The organism is Nonomuraea sp. NPDC050451 (genome assembly GCF_044458585.1).
This window is the reverse complement of the sequence record NZ_JBITHZ010000001.1, coordinates 170256-186331: the sequence shown is the minus strand read 5'-3', so window position 1 is coordinate 186331 and position 16076 is coordinate 170256. Positions and strand designations below refer to the sequence as shown.

Below are 16076 nucleotides of genomic sequence, written 5' to 3'. Positions count from 1 at the left end.
CGAGTCTATCGGGAGTTTCTTCATCATAGGTGGACTTTCACGTCAACTCCCCATAGCTTGAACTTCATCAGCGATGAAGAAAGGGGTCGCGATGAAGGTGATCGTGGTTGGCGCGGGTCTGGGCGGGTTGACGCTGGCACAGGGCTTACGTCGGGCGGGGATCGATGTCGTCGTGTACGAGCGAGACGACGCGCGGGGACGTGCGCAGGGTGTCAGCCTGCATGTCGACGACCGAGGCGCCAAGGCGCTGCGAGCGTGCCTGCCTTCGGCGCACGCCGCGATGGCTGAGGCCACGATGGGCGGGCCGCGCGAGCGGACGCTGACGTTGTCCGAAGTGGATGGAGCGCTCACCATCGTGGGCGCTCAGCCGTCCGACGGCGTGGCGGGCCGGCCGCGGCCTGGGCGGCAGGTTCATCGTCCGTTGCTGCGTGCGGTGTTGCTGACAGGGCTGGAGGACGTGGTTCGATTCGGGGCGGAGTTCACGCGGTTCGAGCAGCGAGCCGACGGCACGGTCCAGGTGTGGTTTGCCGACGGCGGCACAGACACGGCGGACGTGCTGGTCGGCGCGGACGGGATCGGTTCGGCGGTCCGCCGTCAGTACCTGCCGCACGCGCGGGTGGTCGATACGGGACGGCGCATGCTCATGGGCGCGACCGCGCTGCGGGCGATTGCCGATACCGGGCTGCCCGGGCTGATCGGCGACAGCCCCACCAGCGTGCGGGTGCACGGCACGATGATGGTGCTGGGCGTGCTGCGGTTCACCGAGTCGCCGGTGGCTGCGCGGCAGCGGTGGCTGCCTGCCTTGCCCCTCAGTGCGGTCGCCACGGTCGAGGACTATGCGATGTGGGCTTTGCCGATCACGCGGGAGCAGCTCGGCTCGGCCGGATCACCGGCTGCGATGTGGCGCCAGGCCAAGGAGTTGATCGTGAACCTGCCCTCGGCCCTGCGGTTGGTCGTCGCCGAGGCGTGGCCGGACATCACGGTCGCACTGCGCATCGGGACGATCCCGCCGATACCCGCCTGGCCCGCCAGCCCGGTGACGGTCATCGGTGACGCCATCCACCTGGCCCCGGGTTTCGGCGGCAACCTGGCGATGCGGGATGCGCACCGCCTCTGCGAGGCCCTGGTCGAGACGTATCGCGGCCGGCTTGACCTGATCGGCGCGATCGACGCGTACGAGGACACGATGCGCCGGAACAGCTTCTCCGCGCCTGCCGCGGCGAAGGCGGGCACATGAGTCTCAACGTATTGACCCAGAAGTCGTTGTCCTTGTTCGCCGCGGTGGGCGGTTGGCGCACGGTCGCCGAAGGAGCCGCGTCCCGGGTGCTGTTCCTGGTCGCCTATCTGGTGACCGATCAGGTATTGACCTCCGCGCTGGTGGCGGTCGGTGGCGTGGTGGTGTTCGCCGTGGCTCGAGTATTCACCGACAGAAAGTACTGGCAGGCAGCGGTCGGGCTGGTCGTCGTGGGGGTCTCTGCGTTGCTGGCCGGGAGTACCGGGCACGCGGTCGACTTCTACCTTCCGACCGTGCTCATGCAGGCGGCTGGGGGTGCGGTGTTCCTGGTATCCATTCTGGTGCGGTGGCCCGTGATCGGGTTGGCGGTGGGGGCAGCACGCCGTGAACGGTTCGGCTGGCGGCGAGACCCTGCACGGCGACGGCGTTATCAGGTGTGCACGGCGGTCTTCCTGGCGAAGTACGGCATTGCCACAATGGTGCTGGTACCTCTGTACCTGGCCGGAAAGGTGACTCCGCTCGGCATCGCCGCCACACTGCTGGGCGGTGCTCCCGCAATGGGCGTCTGCGTCTATCTGTGCTGGCGGATCCTGCGCGCCCAAGCGGACCCGACAAACCCGGCCCCGGCTCCGGCTGTCATCGGGCCGAACCGTTGACAGCCTCATCCAACTCGGCCCCTGGATATTCCAACACCATCACGCAACGCGAGCCGTCTCCATGGATTACGGTCACTGAACCGAAGATCGTGCCCATGCCCGAACAGAATCGACCCCAAGCCGTCGCAGTCTTGGCGCGTTGGCTCGACGAACTGCTCAACGACAACGACTTCCGCGCGCCAAAGGAGAAGGTCCGCATTCACCGGCTCGGGACTGTAAAACTAACGGCGGATCTGATGATCATGGGAGATAGACCTGATGTCCGAGACCGCTGTGGAGTCGCCGTCCATGAACCAGCCGCCTGCCGAGCCGGATCGTTCGATGACGGATGAGCAACTGATTGCGATGCTGGTGGATCGAGCCCTGTGCGTGCCAAGAACTCGGCCGCCCTATGCGACCTGCGCGTATTCGTGGATCAGCCCGCCGAGGCGGTCACGTCGAATGACGCGGCTGGACGGCCTGACACCGGCACGTCACCCTGGCCATGCTCGCGCCGGCCCCGCCGTTAGCCATCGCCGCCGCCCAGCCACCCGGCGACCAGGACCGCATCCCGCTGACACTGCCCGAGATCCGCCGGCTGCTCGCCGCACTCATGCTGGCCCAGCACCGCTCCATCACGGACGTTCTACGCTGGTCACACTGGCGCCGACGCCACCAGGCCACGGCCCGGCACTGCCACTACCAGCGCAGATCCGAACCATGATCGCGAAATGTCACTGGAGTACCAGCCGACCTTGGTGATCTGCCAAGGCCGCTCGCTCGCTTCCTTCTTGCACGGCCACTGGATGGCGGACGTGCCCTTGCGTGCTTCGCCACGGCCGGCCAGAAGTGTGATCGCTGTACGTATACGTTTCGTCCTCTCTTGGTCGGGTGAGCAGGTCGCGGCTGTGCCGGACCTCGCTCAGGGGCCATCGCCGACAGTCGGCCGAGGCGCTGGCCGTGAGCGGCGTGCTTCCTCGTCGCGGCCGAGCGCCGAGATGACGACGTGAAGGCCGGCCAGGGAATGGGTGAGGCCGGCGCGGTGCCGCTCAGGGGAGGCCGCGGCCAGCTTCCGATGAATGGTGACCGCCTCTTCCACCAGGGGCAGCGCTTCGGCCGGCAGGCCGCGCTCGGTCAGGGTCACGCCGAGGTCGGCGAGCACCTCTGCGAGGTCGGCCAGGTAACGGTGGGGGGAGGCCGCGGCCAGGCGCCGGTACACGGCTACCGCTTCCTGCTCGGCGCTCAGGGCGTCGGCCGGCCGGTCCAGCTCCGCCAGAGTCGTCCCAAGGTTGATGAGTGCATCGGCGAGGTCGGCCAGGTAACGGTCGGGGGAGGCCGCGGCCAGACGCCTGTAGACAGAGACTGCTTCCTGCTCGGCGTTCAACGCCTCGCCATGCCGGTCGAGCTCGGAGAGGGTCACGCCGAGACAGGTCAGGCAGGTGGCGAGCTCAGACAGGTAAAACTCGGGAGAGACCGCGGCCAGCCGTCGGTAGATGGCGATGGCCTCTCGCTCGGCGCTCAAGGCGTCGGTCGCGCGCTCCAACTCCCCGAGATGCACCGATTCCATGAGCAACCGAGCCCGCCTGCTCCCGTCGCCCTCGTCCGGGACTTCCGCCACGGCTCATCTCTCCATCGACATCGGGGCGGCAACCGTTGTGGTGCCGCTCTTTCCTGGAAGGCCGTCACAGGCCTGAAGGCGCGTGACGGCTGTTTCGGCACGGTGGGTGCGGCTTGAATGATTTGGGCCTACGCACACTGAGCTGGTGTCCTACGTTCTTGTGGGCCTTGAGCGTCTCGCCGGGCCACCGGGGCAGGGATCAGAACCAGGGAGTACTGCGCCAGTGCGGCCGGCTTTGACACACCGGCGCGGAACTGCCGGCCCGCCGGCCACGGTCCGGCGGCAGGCGTGTAGCTGCTCATTTAATTGCCATCGCCGGCGAGCAGGGGCCTTCTCTCACGCCTGCCAAAGCCAGTACTCGTAGATTCCGGTGTAGAGCCCAGCGCTACCGCGGGAGGCAACTCGCGTGCGGTCCGCCCGGCCTGGGCAAGATGAACAACCGATCAGGTGAAACCGTGCTGAACGACAGGGCTGCATGACCCGGGAGGATGTAGTTGGTGCTCTGCTTTCCCAGGCAGGTGTAGAAGGCGATGGCCATACGCTCGGTGACATTGCCGTAAGAACGCTCAGTGCACTTTCCGGCGCCGCTCGTGTGCCACTTGTCTGGCTGGGGCCTGAAACTGATGTCGGCCCTGACGACGACCGAATATCCATCGGCCATAGCCGGAGCCCCAGACGAAGTCGCAGCCATATTTCGTGCAGGCGGTCGGTGGGGCGGCCACGGCGGGCGCGGCGGTCACCGTGGCCAAGGCCACGGTCGCGGTGGTTGCGAGCCCCAGAACAGAGATGTTGCGCCTCATGGCGTTGTGCTTTGTCGCCCCACGCCACCCGTGACGCGATGCTCTGTCGTTCATCTGTCCTCCGAATTCAGCAGTCGCTGAGCCCGATATCCAAGCAGGTCGGGACAGGTCCCACGTCCGTATGACCGTCCTGGCGGTTCCCAGTGGCAAGCGGTCCCCGTGGCGCTTGCCCGCCGGGGCCTGTGGCACCAGGATCGTGGCGACGAGATTGTTCGGCACCCCTCATCGGGCAGGCAAACAATGCTTTTCTCGGCGCATGAATCCGCTCCGCGCCTCCTCGACCAGTGGCGGCGGCTCCTGACCACCGACCGGCCTTCCGGCACGTGTCGCTCACGCGTACAGGCATTCAGGCCCGCAACGCACGCGATCGCGAGTCAGGGTCAACAGTTGATGTAATCAGCGAGCACATCTGAACCGTCTTCATCGTCCAGTGAATGGAGTCCCGTAACGGTGGTGGGCCGTCGTGAAAGTCCGGTGGACCCGGCAGCGGGACCGGTGCAACGCTTTGCCTCCGAGTTACGGAAGCTGCGCCAGGAAGCGGGCCTCACCTATCGGGCCATGGCCAAGCGTGCTGGTTATTCGGTCACCACGCTGTCGCAGGCGGCGGCAGGTGAGCGTCTGGCTTCACTGCCCGTGGTCCTCGCCTTCGTGGAAACATGCGGCGGAGACGTCTCCGAATGGGAGTGCCGCTGGCAGCAGGTCGCTCATGAATTGGCCCTCGAGAGGGCGGACGATGACGGTGCCGCCGGGCCGTACCTGGGCCTGGCGTCGTACGACACGCACGATTCCGGTCGTTTCTTCGGACGGGATCGCCTCGTCGAGGAATTGCACGAGCTGCTTCGACGGCACCGTTTCGCCGCGGTGTTCGGCCCTTCGGGCAGCGGCAAGTCGTCCCTGTTGCGCGCCGGGCTCGTGCCCGCCGCACGCCGGGAGACGGCGCCCACGGGCGAATCCCTCGGGCGGAGCCTGATATTCACACCGGGCGAGCATCCGATGTCGCACGCCGACCGGCTTCTCCCGGGCGAGGGCGACTCCGACATGCTGATCGTGGTCGACCAGTTCGAGGAGATGTTCACGCTCTGCCAGGACCAGCGCGAGCCTGGGCAGTTCATCGACCTGCTGCTCAGCGCGCGGCAACCGCAGAGCCGGTTGAAGGTGGTCATAGCGGTGCGCGCCGACTTCTACGGGCGATGCGCCGAGCACCGCGAGCTCACCGCAGCGCTGCGCGAGGCGAACCTGCTGGTGGGGCCGATGAACCCCGACGAGCTCAGGGAAGCGATCGTCCGGCCGGCCATCGCCGAGGGCTTGACGGTGGAGCGAGCGCTGACTGCCGAGATCGTCGCCGACGTCGCCGACGAGCCCGGGGCGCTTCCGCTGATGTCGCACGCGCTGCGGGAGGTCTGGCGCCGCCGTACGGGGAAGATGCTGACCCTGGACGCCTACGAGAGCGTGGGCAGAGTCCACGGGGCGATCAGCCACAGCGCGGAGGAGCTCTATGCCGGCCTGTCGCCGGCGCAAGCGAGCATCGCCCGGCGGGTCCTGCTCAGGCTGATCCAGCCGGGTGAGCAGGCCCAGGACACCCGCCGTCCCGCCGCCCGGGCGGAGCTGGATCCGTACGGGGAGGCGGACACCGGGCTGGTCATCGAGCAGCTGGCCGGGGCCAGGCTGCTCACGCTGCACCAGGACACCGTGGAGCTCGCGCACGAGGCCTTGATCGAGTCGTGGCCGCGACTGCGCGGCTGGGTGGACGAAGGACGCGACCGGCTGCGCACACATCGGCAGTTGACCGACGCGGCCACAGCATGGGAGGCGCAGGGCCGGGATGCCGGGCTGCTCTACCGGGGCAGCCGGCTGGCCGTCGTCGACAAGCTGTTCATCGAGCCGGCGGACCGTGACGATCTCACACCCCTGGAACGGAACTTCGTTGACGCGAGCGCGGCACTGGCCCGGCGCACCGCCCGCAGGCGGGTCGCCGTCTCGGCCGTTCTGGCCGTGTTGCTGGTCGCCTCCATGGTTGCGGCGGGCGTCGCCACCCGGCAGGCCGACCTGGCCGATGGTCGGCTGCAAGAGGCGACGGCCCGGCTGGCCGCCAGGCGCGCGGCTGTCCTGCGGATGAGCGACCCGAAGCTGGCCCGCCGCCTGAGCGCCGCGGCCTGGCAGATCGCCCAGGTCCCCGAGGCCAGGAGCGAGCTGATCGACTCGATGGCGATGCCTTTGGTGGACGTCTTCACCGCCCCGTACAGCGCGACCGACTTGGTGCATGGGCTCAGCGTGGACGGCACCAGGCTGGCCGTCTACACACCCGGTACGGCGGTTGAGCCGGGCGCCCTGCGCGTGCTCGACCTGGCCACGAAGAAAGAGGTCGCGAGCGCAAGATGGACGGGCCAACCTGTCTCGGAAGTGGTGTGGAGTCCTGACGGCCGTACGCTGGCGGTGGACGACGGGACCAACGCACAGCTGTGGACCGTCGGCGCCGGAGGCCTGACGGACCTCGGCGTGGCATTCCCCCACCTCGACCCTACGAAGTTCAGCCCGGACGGGCGCTTTCTCATCGGGGTCCGCGATGGGATGAACGAAGCCTGGAGCATCGCGGACCGGACACGCGTGCTCGACGAGCCGGTCAGCGCCATCAGCCCGGACGGCCGGCTGGCCCTGGTCATCCCGGCGAAAGCCAAGGAGCCGACGAGCACCCCGTCGGCCCCCGGCAGCAGGTCGAGCTCGGGGCGGAGAGCGGAGCTCTGGGACATCGAGAAGCGCAAGCCGCTCCGGGCCCCCCGGCTACCGGAAACCGCCACGGAAGGCCTGTTCAGTCCAGACGGGAAGCACCTGGCCGTCTCGACCAATGACGGTGTCCGGCTGTGGGATATCTCCTCGGGCAAGGAGGCCCTGAGCCCGCTGCTTCCACCTGCGGAACGTGTGGAGTTCAGCCCCGACGGCCGGTTCCTGGCCGGGACGCGGGGTGGGGGGTGGGTGCTTCTGTGGCGGGTGGACGATGGCACATTGCTGATGAGCTCCTCGGTTCTCTCCGACGTTGTGGGAGCCGATGCCCGCTTCTCGCCGGATGCCCGGGGCCTCGGCGTGATCGGCCAGTTCGGCACGGTGAACGTCCTGGACATCTCCCCCTACACCCGCCCCGAGGTGCTCGCTCCGGGAAGCGGCAAGCGGGTGTTCAGCCCGGACGGCCGCTTCCTGGTGACGTCGAATCGCCGGAAAGGCAGGCCGGAGGTGCGCCTTTGGGATGTCGCCGCGCGGAAACCCGTGAGCGACCCGCTACCTGTCGACGATCTCCCCGAAAACGACTCAACGGAGACGGCGTACTCCCCGGTGTTCAGCCCCGATGGGCGCACGCTCGCGCTCACCCACCCCTGGTCTCCCGTGGTGACCTTGTGGGACACCACGAACGGCCGCAACGTCGGCGCATTGCGCGTCCGGAGACAGACAGCCGTCGGAGTCCTGCGCGTGGACTTCTCCCCCGACGGCAGAACCGTCGCGATCGCCCCCCTCAGCGCGCACCCGGACAACGAAGAGGCGCTCGACGGCCTGGATGTCGACGACCTGGAGTTGTGGGACGTGAGAGCCAGAAGCTGGATCCGCACCGTCTCCGGTGCGGGATCAGGGGCTGTGACCTTCGAGCCGGACGGGCGCCGGTTGTTCGTGGACAGATCCAGCAAGGGGCGAATCCTGGTCGATACGGCCACCGGAGAGATGCTTCAGCACTCATCCGACGCCCGCGCCGAGGGAGAGATTCTCTTCATCGAGAACATGGCCGCGATCGGCGACATGGATGGGCGTTTGACGTTCTGGGACAGGGAGCTGCGCAGGCGCCTGGCCCCGCCGCAGACCGCACACACAGCAGCGATCAACGCTCTTGTCCCTTACCCACAGGGCGAACTACTCGCGACCGTCGCCGACAAAGGCGAGTTCGGCATTCAGCTATGGGACTGGCGGGGATATCAGCGAATCGCCGCACCGATCAGCTTCGCCACCCCGTCCGTACCGGCCGTGGCATTCAACCGGACCGCCCTCCTCGTCTCATCCACCGACGGGTCCTTACGTGAGATCACCGTCGATCCCGGCACTGCCACCGCCGTGATCTGCCGCCGGGACGGCGGCCTGTCCCCTGCCGAGTGGCAACAACACATCCCCGAACTGGCCTATCAGAAGACCTGCCACTGACGACATCTCGGCGCGACACCTGCGCCTGCGAGCCCGGCCACCGCCGGCGATCCTCACGGCCTTGTCCGTTCCTCGAACAGGCGTCGAGGAAGTGTTTCGGCCCGCGGGCGCATCAGCATCGACCTTTCCAACACCGAGCAGAGGGGAAGCCAGGCCAATCTCGGCCGAGCGGCGCGAGGCGATCGAACGGGAGGCGGTGATCCCGCGGCCAACTGGACGTGGTCAAGGCCGTTCCCGTGTCCCTTTCCCGGCTGCTCAACTCGGCGGCCGGGCGTACTTCTCTCCCACCACGCGAGTCAGTCACGAACCGTCTGAGACCGCCCGCGCCCGGCCAGACCGCCGTCATCAGCACTCGGGGTTCGCTGCAGGGATGTACCCAAGGGGAGCACACCTTAGGCGCCCAGCTCAGTCGAAAGTGAGCGCGCCCAAGTCTCGGAAAACCTGGGCGAGACCGCGGACGGCAGGGGTCTCCGCGTCCGTCCGCCACACCAGGCCCCAGCTGATGGGGCGGGCGTCCCGGATGGGCAGGTAGGCGATGTCGGGGCGGGCGTTGTAGCGGATGGCGTGCCAGTGAACGGGCTGAACGGCCTGGCCGTCGGCGATCAGCGTGGCCATTTCGTCCCAGGTGGTGATCGGCGCGGTGCGCGTGACCGGGCGGCCCTTGGGAGTGCTGAAGGGCACCGCGGTGTCTTCCCAGTAGTCGGGCAGGGTGATCGAGGGCCCGCAGACGCCGTAATGGGCAAGTGCTTCAAGGCTGGCCGACCCACGCTCGACCAGTTCGTGGTCGGCGGCCACCATCAGGGCCCGGGGTTCGGTCCAGATGAGGGGGCCGGCGGTGAGGTCCGGTTCCTCGACGGGAAACCAGCTGATCAGGGCGTCGATCGCGCCGCTGCGGAGTGGTTTGAACGGTTCGATGAAGAGGTTGTGCCGGATCTGCAGGCCCCACTGGGGATGCAGGGCGCGGAAGGCGTCCCAGAACGGTCGCAGGTCGTAAGCGAAGCTGGGGATCATGCCGATGCGGAGCACGCCGGTCTTGCCCTGGGCGGCCTGGCTGGCTCGTCTGATGCTCTCGTGCAGTTCCCGGTAGACCGGCCGGAGATCATCTCTGAGCTGCTCGCCGATCGGCGTCAGTCGTACGCTGCGGCTGGTCCGGTAGAACAGGTCGGCGCCGATCTTCCGTTCCTGTTGCTTGATCACCTGACTGACCCGCGCGTGGGTGATGCGCAAGCGCTCGGCGGTGCGCCCGAAGTGCAGCTCTTCGGCGAGCGTCAGGAAGATCTCGATGTCACGAAGTTCCACGTCCGCCTTTTCATCTGTAAGTCGCGCTTACCGGAGCATAGCGAAGTGCGTCGTTGATCCGGATCGCCGGAAAATCCACCATTTGGAGAGCCGTCATCAAGCGGACTGAGGAGAGGGACCATGACGCACCGACCACGAGTCGTGATCATCGGCGGCGGGTTCTCTGGTTACAACGCCGCGCGGGTTCTGAACCGCAAGCACCGGCGGGAGATCGACGTCACCCTGCTGAACCCGACCGATTTCATGCTCTACGAGCCCTTGCTGCCGGACGTGGTGGCCGGGATCGTGCACCCGCGCCATGTCGCGGTGTCCCTGGCCGCCGCACTGCCGTACACCCGGTTGCTGCCCGGCACCGTCACCGGCCTGGACGCCGATCAGCGAGAGGTCCGTTACGTCGACTCCGAGGGCCGATCGCGGCAGGTCGGCTACGACCGGCTGATCGTCAGCGTGGGTGCGGTGAACATGGTCCTGCCGATCGAGGGCAGCCAGACCTACAGCCACGGGTTGAAGGGTCTGCCCGAAGCTCTCTACCTGCGCGACCACGTCATCCGGCAGGTCGAGCTGGCCGCCGCGGCCGAAGACCCAGAGGAGCAGCGGGCCCGGCTGACCTTCGTTGTGGTGGGAGCCGGCTACACGGGCACCGAGACGGCCGCTGTCGGGCAGTTGTTCACCCGGTCTCTGCTGCGCAAGTACCGGAGCTTGGCAGGCGTGCCGGTGCGCTGGGTCGTCGTGCAGTACGACGACCGTCTCCTGCCCGAACTGCGCCCTCCCCTGGGCAGGACCGCCGAGCGGGTCCTGCGCAAGCGCGGAGCCGAGCTGCGGCTGGGCACCACGGTGCGCAAGGCCGCGCCGGACGGAGTGCTGCTCAGCGATGGCGAGTTCGTCCCGGCCAGGACCATCGTCTGGGCGACGGGCGTCCGTCCCGATCCGGTCATCGACGCGTTCGGCCTGCCCACCGTGGGCGGCAGGATCCAGACCGACGAGTTCATGGCGGTGAGTGGCCACCCGGAGATCTACGCCGCCGGTGACGCGGCCGCGGTTCCCGACCTGGCCGGTCCGGGCGAGATCACTCCGATGACGGGGCAGCACGCCGAACGGCACGGCGCAGCCGTGGCCCGCAACGTCGCGGCCTCGCTCGGACTGGGCCGGGGCGCCAAGCCGTACCGGCATCGGCTGCTGGGCTTCCTCGTCGATCTCGGCGGGTGGCAGGCGGCGGCGGACCCGCTGGGCGTGCCGCTGTCCGGAGTGGCCGCGAAGCTGGTCACCCGGGGCTACCACTTGTACGTCATGCCGGGCAACCGGATCAGGGTCGCCGCCGACTGGCTGCTGGACGCGGTGCTGCCGCGCCAGGTCGTGCAGCTCGGCCTGGTCAGAGGCGACGCCGTACCGCTGGACAGCCCCGACCCTGAGCTTCCCCGGCGGGTGTACCCGACCCGCTCGCCACAGGGCAAGCGCGCCCGAACGGACGCCCACACCGTGCTGGGCGCCAGAGACCCGCAGGACGGCTGGCAACAGCACTTCGCCGACACCTACAAGGAGGGCTACGGCCTCGGCGACCCCGCGATGATCCAGATCCTGATCCGCGAGGCACCGGATGCGGTTCGCGAGCTCTCCGACTGGGGCACCCCCTTCTCCCGGCTCCCCTCGCGTGCAAGAGCGAAGTCGCCCCCACCGCCCACGGCTCCATGGGCGGCGTGGTCGTCGACGCCGAGACCAACGCCACCGACCTGACCGGCCTGTACGCCGCCGGCGAGGTCACCGCCGTCGTGGCCGCCGTCGACGAACGGCTCGCCGCCCTGATCAAGCTCGGCGACGAGTGCGCCCGTCCGGCGAAGCTTCGAGGACCTTGCCCACCTGCTCGACCTGCAGGCATCGCTGCTCGTGGCCAGAGCGACCGTCCTGGGGGCCATCGCTCGCAGAGAGACCCGGGCTGCCACAACCGCAGCGACTACCCGGAGCTGGACGAAACGCTGACCAAGACCCTCGAAATCTCGATGGACGATCGCGAAGTCCTGGTGGCAGCCGCGCCCTGCTCGAACCCGCCCCCGAGCTCGCCCGCCTGCCCGCGCTCACCCCCCGACCTCGACCCGACGGGTCGACTCACCGAATAAGGAAACCTCAACCATGATTCTGGTAACCGGCGCCACCGGAAACGTCGGATCCCACGTCGTCGACCAGCTGCTCGACGCCGGCGAGAAGATCCGGGTCATTACTCGCAACCCCGGCGGCCATTCCTTCCCCGAGCAGGTCGAGATCGTACCCGGCGACCTCACCCAGCCGGACACCCTGTCGGAGGCGCTGGACGGCGTGGAGCGGGTATTCCTGTTCCCCGTCTTCACGGGGCTCGACGCCTTCCTCGACGCGGCCCGGCTGTCCGACCTGCAGCACATAGTCCTGCTGTCCTCCGCGGCGACCGCGTACACCACACCTTCGTGGATCGGCGAACAGCACCTGCGCCTGGAGCAGGCCGTCGCCGCCTCCGGGCTGGCGTGGACATTCGTCCGCCCCGGCTACTTCATGACCAATGACCTCGCCTGGGTGCCGCAGATCAAGGCCGGCGACATCGTCCGCGGCGTGTACGGCAACGCCGCCATGGCCCCGGTCGACCCGTGCGACATCGCCGCCGTATCCGTCCAGGCACTCCTCGACGAACGCGTGGGCGAGTCCTTCTTGCTCACCGGGCCGCAGTCGCTGACAGGGATCGACCGAGTACGAATCATCGCCGAGACGATCGGGCGACCGCTGCGCTTCGAGGAACTGCCTCACAAGCTGTTCCGGGAGCAGATGCTCCACCACGGCATGCCCGCTCCCGCGATCGACGACATGATCAATGGGCTCGCCACTTGGGACGGCAGGACCGCAACGGTCCTGCCAACGATCGAGGAGATCACCGGACGGGCGGCCTTCACCTATGCCCAGTGGGTCGCCTCCCGCGCGCAGGACTTCGGCCCGACGCCGGCCTGACGCTGTGTCCACATATCGACCGAAAGAAACAACCGCCATGATCCTGATCACCGGAGCCAACGGCGTCGTGGGACGCCAGGTGATGAACCAGCTGCTCCAGGACGGCAGCCCCGTCACCGCGATCACCCGCAATCCCGCCGAGGGAGCCGTCAGCGGAGACCTGTTCCATCCCCAGTGGATCGAGTCGGCGCTGGAAGGAGTGGAAGGCATCCAGATCAGCCCGCGCGCCACCGGCCCCGGCCTCGGCGACCTGCTGAAGCTGGCCATCAAGCAAGGCGTACGGCGCGCGGTGCTGTTGTCGGCCACCACCGTGGAATATCCAGCCGGGGAAGCCCGCTTCGCCGCCCAGTTCAAGCACGCCGAGGACCTCGTCACCAGCTCCGGCCTGGACTGGACGGTGCTGCGCCTGGCCGACTTCGCCGCCAACGCCCTGGCCTGGGCGCCCCAGATCAAGGCCGGTGACGTGGTGCGCGGCGCGTACGGCCGGGCCGCCACCTCCCCGATCCACGAAACCGACATCGCGGCGGTCGCCGTACAAGCCCTCCGCACCAGCGCCCACGCGGGAAAGGTCTACACGCTGACCGGGCCGCAGTCACTCGACCAGTTCGAGAAGGTGCGCCTCATCGGCGCCGCCATCGGCCGGACGTTGTCCTTCCAGGAACTCCCGCCCGATCAGGTACGGCAGGGCCTGCTCGCACAAGGGCTGCCCGAGGAGGTCCCGGCCCGCCTGCTCGGCTCCCTGGCCGACTACGCCAGCCGTCCGGGCCCTACCAGCGGCACCCTGGAAGAGCTGCTGGGCCGGCCCGCACTCACGTTCGGCGGCTGATCACCACCCGGCGAAAGCGGGCCACCTCCGTACCGGGGAAGCTTACTCGCGCCACCACCGAATACGGGACAGAGCCCTTACGTCGCGCAGCACGAAATCCGCCCGCTCAACAGGCCCGAGGTCTCCAGGACCAGCAACATGGAGATCGAGGCGCACTCGGCGAGCTCGCGTCCTCGGGTGGTCAGCAGCGGTTCGGGCAGCCAGGGGCCGACGTATGCCTCCTTGCGGCGGGCGAGGGCACGTAGGCGCGCGATTTCCGGACGGTGTCAAGGTCGACGTTCGACCACCGAACGCCTCAGTGGGGTCCCTCCCAACTGGGTCGTTGAGCCCACCACCTTACGTCTCGCGATCTCCGGTACCGCAACGAGGACTCGGGACGCCGGTGCGGCGCAGGTCACGAGCCTCGCCTGTCACAGGAAGCGGGTTGCCGGCATCTCGTGGTCGACAACCCAACAAAAACGAAGAATGGAATGAGATCATGAGCAAGGTCTGGTTCGTCACCGGTTCGTCGCGCGGCCTCGGCCGCAACTTCGTCGAGGCCGCCCTGTCCCGGGGCGACAAGGTGGCCGCGACCGCGCGGACCACCGGAAGCTTTGACGAGCTGGTCGCCGCCTACGGCGACGCGGTGCTCCCGCTCGAGATGGACGTGACCGACAAGGCCGCCGTCTTCGAGAGCGTGAAGCGGGCCAAGGAGCATTTCGGCCGTCTGGACGTCATCGTGAACAACGCCGGTTACGCCCAGGTCGGCGCGGTCGAGGAGCTGACCGAGCAGGAGCTGCGCGACCAGATGGAGACCAACCTGTTCGGCGCGGTGTGGGTGATCCAGGCCGCGCTGCCCTATCTGCGTGAGCAGGGCGCAGGGCACATCATCCAGCTGTCCTCGGCGGCCGGGCTCATCGCCATGCCGCTCGGCGGCGCGTACCACGCCTCCAAGTGGGCCCTCGAGGGCTTGAACGAAGCCCTCGCCGGCGAGGTCGCCGACTTCGGCGTCAAGGTGACCATCATCGAGCCCGGCGGCTTCGCCACCAGGTCCGGCAAGAACCCCGACCCGCTCGCCAACGGCCACATGGCCGAGACCGACCCGGCCTACGACGGTCTCCGCCGGCGCCTCGGCGCGATCGCCGGAAAGCAGCCCGCCGGCGACCCCGCCGCCGCGGCCCAGGCACTCCTCACGCTCGTCGACTCCGACAACCCGCCCCTGCGGGTGCTCTTCAGCCAGGGCTTCTACCCGATGATCCAGCAGGCCTACGCCGACCGGCTCAAGACCTGGGACGACTGGCAGGATCTTTCGGCACAGGCGCAGGGCCGGGTCGGCTGAGAAGCCTGGCTCGACCGACGACCTCACGCACGATCAGATCGTGATCTTGGTCGGCGACCCGATGTAGGTCTCAAGTGCATCAATGAGAAGGCCATACGGGATCATGCCGGGGTGACTGAGCCTGGCTGGACCCGAACGGCCTTGTCGCGTTCTGCCTACACCAGGATCTCCCGTAAACACCCGGGTCACCCGATCGAGGAAATCGCTCCGCACTGGGCCTTGCGCCGACAGAACGTGCTGGCCGAGCGGCGCGGGCGGCACCCACAGCGCGAGGATCAACCGGGCGATCCGGGAGGTGCGCCCCGCTGCCGGCCGGTCGGGGCTAACTCGGGTAGTGTCCCCGAGACCCGCCCGCCAGGCACTCCGCGAAAGGCGGTCACAACCAGTGGCGGCCTTCTTCGTGCCCAGCTTGCAGCAGGCCGGGCCCGTCGACGCTCGGGCCGTCGACCCGCTGCAGGCTCTGCGAGACCGGGGCGCAAGAGGGAGCGCCAAGCCCCTCTCCCAAGCTCGAATGCGTCGCGCGCCGGCGACCGCCGCGGTGGTCGACGACGGCGTGGGTTCGGTACGTGATGCCGGTGATGGTCGAGGTGGACTACTACGGTCACGTTGCCGGAGGAGATCCGGGAGGACCGCGACGACCTGGGGCACTTCCTGGTCTACGACGACCAGCCGTGGCTGCACGTCTTCAGCGAGGCCGGGCCGCGCTGGGAGTACGACCACCTCCGAGTCGGCCCGCCAAGAGGTACGAGTGGGAAGAGGGTTTTGATCTGACCGAAGCCGACGACCGCTACACCGAGATCAATCCCTGTGATTCGCCGCAGCGGTAGGGGGACTGAACAGGCTGAAGCCAGGGCACTCGACCCGGTCACGGCGTACCGTCGCGGTCGTGATCCTCGCTCCCCCCGCCCGGGAACCCGGCTGACATCGCCGCCGACGCCTGCTGGCGCTTCGCCACGCACCTGAAGTTGCTGGCGCACCAGCTCGGTGGAGACTGACCGTCCAACCTCGACGGCGGCCGCTATGCCCCACCCAGCTCAACGAACTCGGCCTGTCGTTCCTGATCTCCCCGTGAGCGGACGCTAAGGCGGGGCGGGGGGGGGGGCCGGGGGGGGGCCCCCCCCCCCCCCCCCCGCGGCCCGGCCCCCCCCCCCCCCCGGGGGGGCGCGGGGGGCGGGGCGGGGCGCCCGGGGGGGGGGGGGGCCCGAG

12 protein-coding genes are annotated in these 16076 nt (G+C 68.5%); 10 read left to right on the top strand and 2 right to left on the bottom strand.

Going from position 1 to position 16076, the window contains the following annotated elements; all coding sequences use genetic code 11:
• Window positions 1–91: 91 nt before the first annotated feature.
• The 3 genes from ACIBI9_RS00735 (at window position 92) to ACIBI9_RS00725 (ending at window position 2593) form a co-directional block, all read left to right on the top strand.
• On the top strand, window positions 92–1237 hold the full coding sequence (locus ACIBI9_RS00735; RefSeq protein WP_397219814.1) for an FAD-dependent oxidoreductase: 1146 nt from the start codon (window positions 92–94) through the stop codon (window positions 1235–1237).
• Entirely contained in the window at window positions 1234–1890 is a 657-nt protein-coding gene (locus ACIBI9_RS00730; RefSeq protein WP_397219813.1) for a DUF3159 domain-containing protein, read from the top strand. Before ACIBI9_RS00735 ends, ACIBI9_RS00730 begins: the two co-directional genes overlap by 4 nt.
• 484 nt (window positions 1891–2374) lie before the next feature.
• A complete protein-coding gene (locus ACIBI9_RS00725; protein WP_397219812.1) occupies window positions 2375–2593 on the top strand; it encodes a hypothetical protein in 219 nt (72 codons plus the stop codon).
• Window positions 2594–2791: 198 nt separating this feature from the next.
• On the opposite strand, the gene ACIBI9_RS00720 is transcribed toward ACIBI9_RS00725, so the two are convergent.
• Window positions 2792–3487 carry a tetratricopeptide repeat protein gene (locus tag ACIBI9_RS00720; RefSeq protein WP_397219811.1) on the bottom strand — a complete coding sequence of 232 codons (696 nt, stop codon included), beginning with the start codon at window positions 3485–3487 and terminating at the stop codon, window positions 2792–2794.
• Window positions 3488–4737: 1250 nt separating this feature from the next.
• Between ACIBI9_RS00720 and ACIBI9_RS00715 the strand changes: the two genes are divergently transcribed.
• Window positions 4738–8463 carry a helix-turn-helix domain-containing protein gene (locus ACIBI9_RS00715; RefSeq protein ID WP_397219810.1) on the top strand — a complete coding sequence of 1242 codons (3726 nt, stop codon included), beginning with the start codon at window positions 4738–4740 and terminating at the stop codon, window positions 8461–8463.
• A gap of 405 nt (window positions 8464–8868) precedes the next feature.
• Here the strand turns inward: ACIBI9_RS00715 and ACIBI9_RS00710 are convergent, their stop codons facing one another.
• On the bottom strand, window positions 8869–9762 hold the full coding sequence (locus ACIBI9_RS00710; RefSeq protein ID WP_397219809.1) for a LysR family transcriptional regulator: 894 nt from the start codon (window positions 9760–9762) through the stop codon (window positions 8869–8871).
• Between the two features lie 120 nt (window positions 9763–9882).
• Here ACIBI9_RS00710 and ACIBI9_RS00705 point away from each other — a divergent pair, with 120 nt between their 5' ends.
• The 6 genes from ACIBI9_RS00705 to ACIBI9_RS00680 all read left to right on the top strand — a co-directional run bounded on the left by ACIBI9_RS00705 (window position 9883) and on the right by ACIBI9_RS00680 (window position 15641).
• Window positions 9883–11493 (top strand): FAD-dependent oxidoreductase, encoded by a 1611-nt coding sequence (locus ACIBI9_RS00705; protein ID WP_397219808.1) that lies wholly within the window; start codon window positions 9883–9885, stop codon window positions 11491–11493.
• On the top strand, window positions 11457–11873 hold the full coding sequence (locus ACIBI9_RS00700; RefSeq protein WP_397219807.1) for a hypothetical protein: 417 nt from the start codon (window positions 11457–11459) through the stop codon (window positions 11871–11873). Before ACIBI9_RS00705 ends, ACIBI9_RS00700 begins: the two co-directional genes overlap by 37 nt.
• Window positions 11874–11886: 13 nt before the next feature.
• Window positions 11887–12726 carry an NAD(P)H-binding protein gene (locus ACIBI9_RS00695; protein ID WP_397219806.1) on the top strand — a complete coding sequence of 280 codons (840 nt, stop codon included), beginning with the start codon at window positions 11887–11889 and terminating at the stop codon, window positions 12724–12726.
• A 37-nt stretch (window positions 12727–12763) separates the two neighbouring features.
• Entirely contained in the window at window positions 12764–13552 is a 789-nt protein-coding gene (locus tag ACIBI9_RS00690) for an NAD(P)H-binding protein (protein WP_397219805.1), read from the top strand.
• A 478-nt stretch (window positions 13553–14030) separates the two neighbouring features.
• Window positions 14031–14870: an SDR family NAD(P)-dependent oxidoreductase gene (locus tag ACIBI9_RS00685; RefSeq protein ID WP_397219804.1), complete on the top strand. Its 840-nt coding sequence runs from the start codon at window positions 14031–14033 to the stop codon at window positions 14868–14870.
• A gap of 606 nt (window positions 14871–15476) precedes the next feature.
• Window positions 15477–15641, top strand: coding sequence for a hypothetical protein (locus tag ACIBI9_RS00680; protein ID WP_397219803.1), 165 nt, complete (start codon window positions 15477–15479; stop codon window positions 15639–15641).
• Window positions 15642–16076 lie beyond the last annotated feature (435 nt).